At 67.3% G+C, this 12,578-nt stretch carries 9 protein-coding genes; 5 read left to right on the forward strand and 4 right to left on the reverse strand.

The window, feature by feature from the left end:
- The first annotated feature begins 209 nt into the window (after window positions 1-209).
- Together NR798_RS31900 and NR798_RS31905 are read left to right on the forward strand one after the other, a co-directional pair.
- Window positions 210-446, forward strand: coding sequence for a helix-turn-helix domain-containing protein (locus NR798_RS31900; protein ID WP_375773802.1), 237 nt, complete (start codon window positions 210-212; stop codon window positions 444-446).
- Window positions 424-1,206, forward strand: a complete 783-nt coding sequence (locus tag NR798_RS31905; RefSeq protein ID WP_375766298.1) for an IS630 family transposase — start codon at window positions 424-426, stop codon at window positions 1,204-1,206. Before NR798_RS31900 ends, NR798_RS31905 begins: the two co-directional genes overlap by 23 nt.
- 344 nt (window positions 1,207-1,550) lie before the next feature.
- Here NR798_RS31905 and NR798_RS31910 read toward each other — a convergent pair whose 3' ends face one another.
- From NR798_RS31910 to NR798_RS31920, 3 genes are all read right to left on the reverse strand, one after another.
- Window positions 1,551-2,774 (reverse strand): PHP domain-containing protein, encoded by a 1,224-nt coding sequence (locus NR798_RS31910; RefSeq protein ID WP_375766301.1) that lies wholly within the window; start codon window positions 2,772-2,774, stop codon window positions 1,551-1,553.
- Window positions 2,775-3,040: 266 nt separating this feature from the next.
- A complete protein-coding gene (locus NR798_RS31915; RefSeq protein ID WP_375766302.1) occupies window positions 3,041-5,098 on the reverse strand; it encodes a hypothetical protein in 2,058 nt (685 codons plus the stop codon).
- 310 nt (window positions 5,099-5,408) lie between these two features.
- Window positions 5,409-7,799, reverse strand: coding sequence for an N-acetylmuramoyl-L-alanine amidase (locus tag NR798_RS31920; protein ID WP_375773850.1), 2,391 nt, complete (start codon window positions 7,797-7,799; stop codon window positions 5,409-5,411).
- Window positions 7,800-7,882: 83 nt separating this feature from the next.
- Here NR798_RS31920 and NR798_RS31925 point away from each other — a divergent pair, with 83 nt between their 5' ends.
- From NR798_RS31925 to NR798_RS31935, 3 genes are all read left to right on the forward strand, one after another.
- Window positions 7,883-8,668 carry a DUF1571 domain-containing protein gene (locus tag NR798_RS31925; protein ID WP_375766303.1) on the forward strand — a complete coding sequence of 262 codons (786 nt, stop codon included), beginning with the start codon at window positions 7,883-7,885 and terminating at the stop codon, window positions 8,666-8,668.
- Between the two features lie 130 nt (window positions 8,669-8,798).
- Window positions 8,799-10,358 (forward strand): hypothetical protein, encoded by a 1,560-nt coding sequence (locus tag NR798_RS31930; RefSeq protein ID WP_375766304.1) that lies wholly within the window; start codon window positions 8,799-8,801, stop codon window positions 10,356-10,358.
- A gap of 270 nt (window positions 10,359-10,628) precedes the next feature.
- Window positions 10,629-11,879, forward strand: a complete 1,251-nt coding sequence (locus NR798_RS31935; protein ID WP_375766305.1) for a hypothetical protein — start codon at window positions 10,629-10,631, stop codon at window positions 11,877-11,879.
- A 160-nt stretch (window positions 11,880-12,039) separates the two neighbouring features.
- Here the strand turns inward: NR798_RS31935 and NR798_RS31940 are convergent, their stop codons facing one another.
- Window positions 12,040-12,519, reverse strand: coding sequence for a response regulator (locus NR798_RS31940; RefSeq protein ID WP_375766306.1), 480 nt, complete (start codon window positions 12,517-12,519; stop codon window positions 12,040-12,042).
- Between the last annotated feature and the right edge of the window lie 59 nt (window positions 12,520-12,578).

Raw genomic sequence — 12,578 nt, forward strand, 5'->3', positions numbered from 1 at the left:
TCTGCAAATCGGCCCGGGCCACAGGACTAGTGGAGTGTCCACGAAGTTTTTGGACATAGTCGCTGGGGCATGGATAGCTCTGGTGGATGAGAAGACGCCCTCCTCAGCTCATCCACCTCGCGCCTGAAGAGGTCTCCTTCCTCAAGCAGCTGCTGCGAGATGGGCGTACCGAGCAGCGCATTGCCCGGCGCGCGCGCGTCTTGCTGGCCATGGCCGACCCAGCCACCATCGTGTCGGAACTGGCCGACCGGCTCGAGCTGGATAGAAGAACCATCTGGGCGCTTTGCCGTCGCTTCGAGTCGCTCGGAGTGGACGTGGTGATGGATGCTCCCCGCACTGGTCGTCCACGGGAGCTTTCCCCCCCTGCAGCGAGTGGGAGTGGTGCGCCTGGCCTGCTGCGAGCCGGCCGGCGTCGGGCTGCACATGACCCACTGGTCCACGCGTAGCCTGGCACGTGCCGCTCAATTGCGCGGCATCGCCCCCACCATCTCTCACTCGGAGGTGGCCCTCATCCTGCGGGATGCTGATCTGCAACCGCACCGCTCTCGTTACTGGAAGACGCCGACTCCTGACGACGCCTTTCAGCGCAAGGCGGCCCAAATCATCTGGTGCTACGAACGCGCGCAGGCCCTGGCGGAGCAGGGCGAAGTGGTGCTGTGCCTGGACGAGAAGCCCAACATCCAGGTGCTGGAGCGTCGCTGCCCCACGTATCGGGTGCGACCGGGCCTCATCGAGAAGCGGGAGTTCGAGTACGTGCGGCACGGCACCGTGAACTTCCTGGTGAAGCTGGAGGTGCACACCGGCCAGATGCGCGGCTGGTGCTTGGAACGCAATGACTCAGCCTGCCTGCGAGCCGTCCTCCCCGAGCTGCTCGAGGCGTACGCGGATGCACTGCGCATCCACCTCATCTGGGACAACGGCTCCAGCCACGTCTCCAGGGAGACTCTTCATTTCCTGCGGCACAACTACCCCCATGTCCGGGTGCTCTTCACCCCGGCGCATGCCTCCTGGCTCAATCAGGCCGAACTCCTGCTGCGCGCCTTCGGAGCTCGCTACCTGCAGCGGGGAGATTGGGCCAGTCGCTCCGAGTTCATCACCCACCTCGAAGCGAGCTGGCCCGAATACAACCGGCTCTACGCCCACCCGTTCACCTGGTCGTGGACTCGCCCCATGATGCGCGAGTGGGTGGCGCGGCACTCCCCCTGACTATGTCCAAAAACTTCGTGGACACTCCACTAGCCCGCCACCTACCCCCGCCCTAGTCCGCAACAGGACTCCCATCCGGCCTATACTTTTCGGGCGTTGGTGAGCGGCCCATCATCTCGGGCCATCCCCTGAGCTTCCACTCCGCCAGCGAGGCCGCCAGCGTGGGATGCACGGACATGTACCGTGTCCGCTTCGTCTGGGTGTGGCCCTTTAGGACGGATGGGGGCCCTGTTGAGGGGGGGGCTGGCTGGTGCAGAGGGGCCGAGGAGAGCCCCCTTGACGGGGGCATGCCGAAGGCCTCGATGCTGCCCGGCTTGATCTGGCCCGCAGGCACCGGCCAGGGGTTACTTGAACCAGATAGGCGCGCTCAGCAGTCGATCTGACGAGGCGCGCGTCGCTTCCACCACGATCCAGCTCGCGTCGGCGGGCAAGGTGACGGTGGGTTCCCATTCCTGTTCGTTCCCGTTGCTGACAGAAGTGCAGTCCGCCGGCTCCCCCGTGAGCCAAACGGGAGTCGACGTCTGGGTTACGTCGTCGCTCTTGAAGAGTCTGAACGTCCAGGGCTTGTTTCCGCCGGTGGTCGTCGCCTTGATGCGCAGCTTCACGGTCGTGCGGCGTGCCAAAGTCGAGCCCATCAGCGCCTCTTGTGCTCCCGTCGACGTCAGCGTGATCATCCGGATGGAGTATCGGTTCGCGCCAGGAAAGTTCGCGAACGTCGCGCGAGCCTTCGCCGCGCTCCGGAAGGCGCTTCGATAGCTCCCCGAAACCCAGTCGTCCGGATGCGTCCAAATGCCGGCGCTCTGCGGCTTCTCTTCACCGCCCCAGAGGTTGTGCATGTCGGTGGCCCACACGGGCGAAACCTTCCAGCCGCGATTGAGGATGCGAAAGTATGTATCGCGACCTTCACTGTATCCACCGGTCGCGCCGTTGATTTCGATCAACCGGATGTATTCGTACGCGCTGGAGGACGTGGGAATTCCCGTCTCCCAGCCGCCATCCTCGGCGGTGATCCAGCCGATACCGGGCGTGTGCCCCGGATGGGTAATCACGCCGGTCATGTGCGACGCGGCCGTCGAGTAGTCCGCCCTGGCGGCGTCCCACGAGTCGTACCCCACCGTGCCGAACTGCTGCGGCTCTCCGGAGTTCCAATCGAGCACGATGTGATGGAACTTGTCGCCGCCGATCCGCACTTCCATGCCGCACGCCGAGAAACCCCAGGCGCCAGAGGTCTGGTTGGTGTCGAGGCAGTTGTTGAAATCTGACACGGTGAAATTCCCGCTCCCGTCGCTCCTCTTCCCGTGGTCCGTTATCCACAGAAAGTCGGCGCCCTTGCTGATTGCGGTTGATACGAGCGTGGCCGGCGGCGTGTCAGAGTCCCCCGAACGCGACGTGTGCGCGTGCGTGTCTCCGAATTTTGCGAGGGGCCGCGAGTCTGGCGAGTTGATTTCGGTTGGCCACCAGAGCGAGACGACCGCCTGAGCGTTTGTTCCATAAGAGTCGTTTTCAGGCTCCGAGCTCCCGCAGGCGACGGCCGTCAGCGCGAAAAACGACACGATCAATTGTTTCATCAATCCTCCAAATATGACTCGCGACCGCCACGACCAGGGCGTCGCAGTTTCGTACAACCCGACAGTTCAAAGGAAGCTCACGCTTGGTCGCGAGCCGGGGCACCGGCGTGGAGAGCGTTTCGTGGAAGAAGCCGCGCAGGAGGTTCTTCGCCACCCGTGCGCGGTACCATGCCGAACCTCTGTGGTCGCGGTGCGCCCGTGCACGCGCACCACCGCGAGGACACCGTCCGTCAGTCGGCCTGGTACGTGAACGCGGGCATCGCGCGTCACGCGGGCGGCAGGATGAACACCGTGATCGAGAACGGTGGGAAGGTCGCGGTGAAGGTGTTCGTGCCCACCGCGCGGTTCCACGTCGACAAGGCGACGGCGTTCGGCGTGTTGACGTCGTTGTGGCTGGTGAAGGCGGTGGGGGCCACCTGGCGGACGGTGGCGGAACCGGTGCCCGTGAAGCCCTTGACGGTCACGTCGACGGTGATCGCGTCATTCGGCACCGGGGAGCGGTTGACCACCATCAGGTAGACCTTGCCGTCCGGTGCCCGGGTCGCCATCGCCCTGAGCACGGGGTAGGTGTCCTGGCAGCTCGAGGGGGCTCCTCCGTCGCACATCACCGTGTTGGCGGGATCCCGCACCGGGCCGCCGCTGATCTCGGTCAGCACCTGTTGCCCTCGGGCCCCGAACATCGGCTTGACGGCTTCCCGGGCGATGGCCTCGGCGGAATAGACGAACCCCTTGTCCGCCGGGCCGAGCAGCGTGTACCACCCGTCGGAGGCGAGCGCGTTGCCCGCGGCCCAGGGGACGCCCATCGTCTGCCAGTGCATCCACTGGTTGGCCATGTAGAGGGCGTGTGTCATCGAGTAGCTGTACTCGGGGAACGGATTGTTCTGCTCCGGGCCCCACAGCGCCCCGTACTCCGAGATCGCCACGTACGGGTGCGGGGTGGGGGTGTTCGCGTCGACAGCGGCGCGGAGGTCGGCCAGATTGTCCCGCTCCTCCATTGCGCTGAGCATGTGCCAGTCGTGTGCCTCCTGCGCGCTGTCCCAGTCGGTCTTGTTCTCGCCTTGGAAGTCGGTGTACGGGTGCATCGTGAGGCAGTCGTACGTGCTGCCCGCGGGGGCCAGTTCCTTGAACAGTGGGGGGAAGGTGGTCTGGCCCCAGGAGGCGCACACGTCGATCGACGGGTCGACCTCCTTCATCCGGCGGTAGAAGTCGACGAAACCGCGGTGAGTGGAGGTGTAGTCGGCCACCACCGAGGCACCGCTGGCGGGCACGGCGCCGTGTACGCCGTCGCCGAAGCGCACCTCGCCGACGTGCGGGCTGAGCTCGTAGACCCGGTCGGCGGGACCGGCCGTGGCCAGAGTGTCGACCCGCCTCCAGGTCACCCCGCCGACCCGCAGGGTGAACGTGTCCACCACCGCCGAGGGGTAGTTGAGGTCGAAGACCTGCCCGGCCGTGCCGTCACTGGCCACCCCGGCGGTGGAGCCAGTGCACACCGGCCTGCCAGCGGCGTCGCGCCGGGTCAGCTTCCCCAACGGCTCGCCCGTGATACGCCGATCGGCGCCGTTGATGTACGCCGCGATGGCCGGGCGTGCCGGCGGGCTGGCGTTCGGGTCGTTCTGCGGCATCCAGTACCGCTGGCCTGCGTGGTAGTGCTCGTTGCCGAGCTCGAAGCGGGTGACCTTGTAGGGCGCCGGGTGTCCGTTGGCCGCACGCAGCTCGGCCCAGTCGGTGCCACCGTTGGGGTTGATGCCGTCGCCGGCCGGGGTGTTCAGGTACTCGACAAGGTTGGCGGCGTCGACCGGGTTGCCGATCGCCATTGGGACCATGATCTGCGCCTGTGCCCCGATCTGCTCGACGAAGCGCATGTGCTCGTCGAGGCCGTAAGCGGCGTCACGGGCCGCCAGCACGTCGTCGGCGGGGTTGTCCGGGTTGCCCAGGTCGGTGATCCGGCCGTCGCGCTGGCAACGGCGGTCGTCGCCGAGGGTGTCCGACCACCAGAGGGTGTTGGCGTGTGTGGCTCCCGGCCAGCGGAGCAGCGTGAGGCCCATCTGCCGGGACTGCGTCACGATGTCGGGGCGGATCTGCCCGGTGGCCGGGTCCCAGGTCTCGTAGCCGTTGAACGTGTAGCGGTGGTTGGTGCCCATGACGAGCGGGGACACGCTGCCCTGGTCGTTGCTCCCGCCCGCGTAGACGGTGAGCGTGGTGGCGGCCTCCGCCGGCGCCGCCGTGCCCACGGCTGCCCCCGCGGCGAGCCAAGCCAGTCCCACCCCGAGCGCTGTCAGCCTGCGTCTGGGGGCGCTCTCGATGGATGTCTCTCGGATGTCCATGAATGACTCCTGCGGAAACCTGGGGCCTTCAGTCGTTCTTTCGGAGAGTGAAGGGGGATACCGCCGGTGGGATACCTTCTGCTCCCACTTCAAAAGAGGCCCCGCCCCGCCTGTCGTCTCAGAAAAAGAACATTGCCGCTTTTCCATGGAATTTCACTTGGACGGGTTGTCGTCTGCTTAGAGGCCCGGTCGCGGTAGGGACGGCCCTTCGCCGTTTCCGGCTGAGGCCGCCCCCGCACAGATCCCAGCGGAGTGTCCGCCTCCGGGCCCGCACGAAAACTGGACTTGAACCTGTCTCCCCTGCCCCTCCTCACAGCGGCAACAGGGTGACGTTGCCGCCCTCCAGCGGCCCATCGAAGCGGTAGCCGGTGTCGAGCACGAGCCGGAGAGACGCGCCCTTCCCGCTGCTGCCATCCGTCAGCTCGAGCCGGAACCCGTGTCCGGGCTCGCGGTTCACGGTGCACGTGCCAGCGACCGAGGCGGTTCCCTCCGACAGGCCGAAGGCCCACAGCTGCGCGCAGTGCAGCGTCAGCCCGAGGTCATGGTCCTGGAACGTGAGCTGGCCCACCGGCTGGAGCGTCCCCGGCGCCATCTGCACCTCCACGCCGAAGGTGGCCTTCTTCCGCGCGAGCTTCGCCCAGCCACCGCCCGTCACCATGCCGGGGGAGCTCACCACCGTGAAGGTGCGCGTGACGGTGGTGGGGTTGCCCAGTCCGTCCTTCGCGGAGATGACCAGGGTGTGATCCCCGGGCAGCAGGCCGGCGACCTCCTCACCGGAGATGACCGGCGCACCATCGAGCGTGGCCGTCAGCTCCGCGACGCCGCTCCATTCGTCCTCGGCGCTGAACTCGATGCGCTGCGCGCCGTAGGCGTAGGCCTCCGGCCGGGGCGACACGATCGAGATCGCCGGAGCGTCCGCATCCACCCGCACCAGCGCGGCGAACTCCTCTCCGAAGTCCCCACCGCGCGCATCCGCCTTCGTCATCGTCATGCGGAGGGGGTACAGGCCGCTCACCGCGGGTGCCACGAGCGGAACGTCGAACGTCTTGGTGTCTCCCGGGTGCAGGATGTCCGTCTCGCCGATGGAGATGCGCTCGGGCGCGGAGAAGTCCGCCCGTCCCTCCAGGACGCGCAGCTGCCACACGGTGTAGGGCGCGTACACGCCGTTCAGCTGGCGGCGGCCCCAGTTCCACGTCATGCCCTCGTTCTGGAACGTCACCGGCGCGTTGAGTACCTGGTTCGGCCCGACCAGCGCCGGCACCTTGCCCGCCACGAGCCTCGAGGCGAGGCGCGGCTTGGGGGTGATGCCGAAGTAGCGGCAGACGCCCTCGTACATGCCCCAGGCCGACGTCGCCTGGAAGATGGGATCCTGGAGGAAGAGGTTGTCCGGGTACCACTTCCAGCTGTCGTGGAAGGCCAGCTCGATGAGCGCCGCCGGCATCTGCGCCTCGCGCAGCTCACCCAGGTTGGAGGTCTTCACCCCGCGGTCGTTCCACCGGCTATAGCCGCCGTAGTCGAAGGGAGCCGGATAGGGCGCGTAGTAGGGCCACTCGGGGACGCCGAGCGCCGGGTAGGGATTCACATAGGCCTGGCGGCCATAGCTGTCGTCGAAGTACTCGCGGATGGACTTCACCGCGCCATCGTTCAGCGCGGCGGCGAAGCGCTTCGAGCTCGCCTCCAGGTGCGGGTACTTCGCCGTGTACCAGAAGGTCTCCGTGCCCCGGGCCCCACCGTCTCCGAAGGCGTTGGTGTGGAGGCTGAGGGAGAGGTCCGCCCCGACATAGTTCGCGTAGTACGGACGGGCCCGGATGTCCTTGTCGCTCTGAGCGCTCAGGCCCGGCTCATCCCAGACCCAGCGCGGCACACCGTTCTCCTCGAGGTAGTACTTCGAGGCGACCTGCTTCTTGGGCAGGGGGAAGCCCGCGTTCGGATAACCGAAGCGGTTGTTGTCATAGGGCCCCGCGTCGTCGGACAGCTCGCGCGAGAGGAACACCTGCGCGCCGGAGGACTCCAGGTACTCCTTCATGAAGCGCATCACGTGGATGGTGATGTCGTCCTCGTAGATGGAGCCCCACTGGAAGCCCCGGTTCCAGAAGTACTCGTCGCTCGGAGTATAGGTGCTGCCCGTCCAGCCGGCGGGAATCCCCGTCTTGGCGTTCGGCCCGGTGAGCGTGCGCTGCGCACGCACCCAGCGCCGGGTGGTGTTGTTCCAGTAGCTCCCGTGGCTCGGGTGCAGGGCGATCTTCTTGCCCTGGAGCTCCAGCGAGAGCGCGTCCACGGGCGTCCGGGCGGCGGCGAAGCTGCGCGCCTCGGCGGCGGGGGGCACCGACGAGGCCGGCAGGTACCTCCAGAGCGGCTGGCCGTCGACGAGGATCTCCACCTCGCGAATCGCGGTGAAGGAGTCCAGGCCCGCGAGCACTTCACGCGCCATCTCGTCCGCCTGGTCGTCCCCGAGCCCCTGCGCGACGGCCTCGGAGCTGAGCTCCACCACCGCCCGCTCGTCCTCCATCCGCACGCTCAGCACCCGCGTACCGGAAGGGAACGCGGACCGCTCCGCGACGATGCGCTCAAGGTTGCGCTGCGGATCCACCTGCGCGAGCGCCGGCGCCGCGACCAACAAGACCGACAACCTGCCCACCGCGTACATCGCCTGCCGAATGCTCGTCTTCATGAGGCTCCTCTCCTGGACGGGAATATACATGAATTCAAGCAATAGATGGAATTCAAGATGAAGACGGAGCGGCTTTGGCGGAGACCCGGTGTGGACGGATATCCTCGGCGGCCATGAACCCAGTCCTTCTCGCCGTCTTGATGCCGGGCCTGCTGATGAACACGCCGGCGCCCGCGCCGTCCCCTGTTCCAGGCTTCGCTCGGCTCCCGCTGGAGCAACGGCGCGCCGAGATCAAGGCGCTCTCGCACGAGCGGTTGGAGGAGCTGTTCTCCACGACGCCGGTCGAGGTGCTCCTGGACGCCGGGAAGGCCGCCGCCGCGCAGATGGGCACCTACGAGTCGCGCGTGGTGAAGTACGAGCGCGTCTCCGGCAAGCTGATGAAGCCGCAGACGATCCACCTGACGGTCCGGCAGACGCCTCGCGCGGTGAAGCTGGAGATCCTCGACGGGCCCGCCAAGGGACGGCGGGTGGTCTACGACTCCACCGTGAAGAAGAACGAGCTCCGGGTGCGCGAGGCGGGAGTGCTCGGACTCGCGGGCGCGATGTGGATCGACATCAACAGCAATCTCACCCGGAGCGACACGAACCACGCCATCACGGACTTCGCCTTCACGTCCGTCATCGGCGTGCTGGAGGACAGCTTCAAGAAGGGCGAGGCGCTCGGCGGCTACACGCGGAAGAACGAGGGCTTCGACGCCGCGGGGCGCTACTGCATCACCTTCACCGCGCCCGCCGGAGGCCAGCACCTGTACGCGACGCGGGCACGCATCTGCATGGATCCCGTGCTGGCCCTGCCAGTCATCATGGAGATCGATGACAAGAACGGGCCGCTGGAGCGCTTCGACTTCAGCAACGTGAAGCCGGTGGCCCAGGCCGACTTCTCTCCGTCGTCAATCTGAGCGGGCAGACCTTGACCACCCACACCTACCTCGGCGTGACGAACTCGTCACGGGCCGGGTCCGCAACTGGCGGGGTGCTTCGCGGATAATCCAGAAAGGCAGCTCTTTACGCACGGCCCCTGGAGCCCCCATGACGGTCCGCATCGGAAACAAGCCCGCTGGCACTTCATCCATCAGCAACACGCCGTCCGAGAAGCCGCGGGAGCAGCAGAACATCCCGGCTCCGAAGCAGGAGACCGTGAGGCTCTTCAAGGACGACCGCTTCGTCCGCGCGAACAACCCGCAGCTGGTGTCACTGACGGGAGAGTCGCGGCTCTCGGGCCAGCCCGCCGCGGCCGGGGGCTTCGCCCAGGGCAGCAGCCTGGGCGCCAACGGCGTGAGCGCCAACGCCATCACCGGGGCCGGGGGCCCGCCGCAGCTCTCGCCCGCGGACGAGCAGGCGGCGGGGGAGATCCTCGGCAGCGGAGATCCGGAGCAGCTCAACACGTGGCTCGCGGAGCACCCGGACCCGGCGCAGCAGGCCGCGATGATGGGCTACATCTACCAGGCGAACGAGGCCATGGGGATGATGCTCAGCAAGCACATGTCGGATGACGCCAAGCAGAACATCGCCTCCGCGCTCAAGGGCGCCGTCGACGCCGGCTACATCTCGCCGGAGCAGATCTCCGAGAGCGCCGCGTACACCGGGGATGGCACCAACTACGGGGAGATCATCGGCCTCACCCGCGACCCGCAGCTCATCCAGACGTTCGTGGACGGCGTCATGGCCCCCACCGGCCAGGGGGACGACGGCATCGACCCGCGCCGCGCCCAGAGCGCCGCGTACGCGCTCGCCGGAATGCGGCCCCAGGACCTCGGGCAGTACCTGGACACCCATGGCGACCAGATGCGGGACATCGTGTCCATGGTCAACGGCAACGGGGACGAGAACACCCAGATGGCGCTGGGCGCCCTGCTCTCCTCGGCCGCGCGCATCCCCCACACCGGGGGCACCGTCTCCCAGGGCGTCGTCGAGCTCTTCAACGCCGCGGTTCCCCAGCTGGGCGAGAACGCGGCCTCGCTCCAGGGCGCCACGGACTTCTTCAAGCGGCACGGGGATGCCCTCCTGAAGAACCCGGCGTTCTCGGATGCGCAGACGGGCCACCTGACCCCGGGGGCCGAGCGGACGCTCAACGAGTTCTGGGCCCGGACCATGTTCCAGGGCGTGGACTACGAGGGCAAGGACGACTTCAACAAGTGGACGGGCCAGTGGCTGGGCCGGCTGGATCGTCAGCTCGCCGCGGTCCCCGAGGAGGAGAATGGCGGCGTCGCGACGCCGGATCAGCGCGAGGACGCGGCGCGCTTCGGCGGCATCATCGGCACCATCGAGAACGGCTTCCGCAATGCCGTGGAGCTCCTCGAGAAGAAGAACGAGGCCATCGAGGGCATGGTGGACTTCGTCTTCCAGGCCAAGGAGTTCATCCCCAGCATGAAGTTCCCGGGGGCGAGCCAGGTCACGGACGCGGGAGTGGACGCGGTCCGCAACTGGGTGGTCGGCCTGCTCGACCACGACATCCCCACGGCGTCGGAGTCGCTGCCGTTCCACGACCAGTTCTCGCAGGCGATCGACAACCAGGACCTGCGCGAGAGCTACAGCGTCGGGCGCACCGAGGTGCTCGTCAACGACGGCATCGCCGGCATCCGCGACTGAGGCCGATGACCCGCGGCGTCCAACGCCATCTCTCTCGAGAAGTCTCTCTGGGACGCTTTGATCCGGGCCCGCCTCCGCGACAGGCGGCTGGTTTTCGCCCGAGCCGGTCGGAAGCACGGTGATGGACACCTGATCGGGTACGGAGGACCCCCGCCCGTCACTGACGGCGAGCGCGAAGGTCAGAACTCCCGCCGTGGAGGGAGGTGTGTCTGGAGCTCCTTGCGATGGTACCTTCGGATCTTCCCGAAGCCCTCACTGGGAGCCTCACCCATGACCGAAGGTTCCTCGCGCGCTCCACGGTATGTGCTCGCCGCGCTCCTGCTGAGCACCGTGTTGTCCGCCGCGCCAGCACGCGCCCTCGAGGGCGCCACCCCGCTGGAGGACAACCGCCGCATCACCGGGTTCTACATCCAGATCGCCCCAACGTTCCAGGCGCTGCTCGACCCAGACTTCCAGCCCGGAGGCACGAGCAGCGTCCGCCCCAGTTGGTTCCTCTTCGCGCCCCACGCGTCGCAGGAGGCGGGCAAGGGAATGCTCAGCGCCGCCATGGCCCGGCACATCCTCGACGCGGCCCGGGGACGGCCCTCGCTCTCCGTCCTGGAGGCGCTCGGCCGGGTGGGCATCACGGGGACCCTGCACCTGTCCGTGGTGCAGCTCTCCTTGAATCTCGAACTCTACGGGCTGCCTACGGATGCGGCCGCCTCGCTCGGTGCGCTCACCACGGCGATGAACGGCGAGGCGCTCGCGGACCCCCGCACCCTCACCCTCACCTCGGCACGCATGGCCTCGCTCTACTGGAGCGCACCGGCGTTGGACCCTCTCGACAAGGCGGAGGCCGTGGTGCTCACCATGGAGCGCACGCTGCACGAGGGCAACGTGGCCATCTTCACGGACATCGGCGGCGCGGCGACCGATTACCTGACGTGGCGCCAGTCCGCCGGCGAGGTGACTCCAGAGCACGTGCTCACGGAGTTCTCCCTGCCGGGAGCAAGTCCCGCGGAAGCCCGGCTCGCCTACGACTACGCGCTCGCCCATGCGCTCGACACACCGAGGCCCCACGCCTTCGACGCGATCTTCCCGGGAATGGACAGCCAGAGCCTGATGGTGGCGGCCTTCGCGCTCTACGAGCAGGCCCGCCTCACCCCTCCGCTCCAGGAGCGCGAGGCGTTCATCGCCATGGCCAACAACTACCTGGCGTGGCGCGAGCAGCACGACACGGTGCAGGCGGTCTTCACGCCGGCCTTGCCACACGCGGGCGAGGTGTCACGCTCCGCGTTGATGCGGACGCTGACGCCGATGCTCGTAGTGCACTTCGGCACGCTGGAGTGGACGTTGGCGGATTACGCGTATGCCCATCCGGACCGGGATGGGAATCCCCTCACCTCACCGCCCACGGAGTACAACTGGGCGGTGTTCTGGGATCGCTGGCCGCCGATCCTCGACTCGTTCGAGACAGGCTACCGCGACCCCACGGCCCTCTGGGTGATGCCGGAGCCCCTCGAGGATCCCCTGGAGGACTGACCGTCGCAAGGCGGCCGATCTCCCAGGTCATCGCGTCGAACTGCGCCTCAGCCAGGAGGGTGTCAGACTCGACTTTCGCCATTGCTCGAGCCACGAGTTCTTTGACACCTTCTCCAGGGCATCATCACCCGGATGGCGCAAGACTCCTTCAGATCCTCACCTACGAGATCAGCCGGCTCCGCATCGCTCGCTCCACCCTGTGGCTCAGCTCTCCTTCCACGAGGGGCTTCTGAATGAAGTCGAATGCGCCCAGGCGCATGCTCTCCACCGCGCTCTCGATGGAAGAACCGGAGGCGAGCAAGGTGATGACCAGGACATGCGGGGCCACCTCCAGCGCGCGCCGAAGAAGGGTGAGCCCGTCCTTGGGCTTCATCAAGTCCGTCAGCAGCAGCTCCACGCCGCTCCTGGCGAGCATGGCCAATGCCTCCTCCCCGGAGGCGGCTTCGATGACGGCGTAGCCCTCAGCGCGCAGTTTGAGCGCGGTGACCGTGCGCATCATGTGCTGGTCGCCCACCACCAGGATGCGACCACGGGAGACTGGGGTGGAGGCGTTGTCCATACTCACCATGATGCAGCAAGCGCCACCGTCGTTGAAGCAGATCCATCGTGCACGGCACCTGGCTCCGGAGGCCGGAGGCATCTACGACAAAGGAGTGTTTGGGCCATGGAAGGAGCGCTCCGCTCGCTTAGGCCACGTGT

The sequence above is a fragment of the Archangium gephyra genome, assembly GCF_042230915.1.
GTDB classification, from domain to species: domain Bacteria; phylum Myxococcota; class Myxococcia; order Myxococcales; family Myxococcaceae; genus Archangium; species Archangium gephyra_B.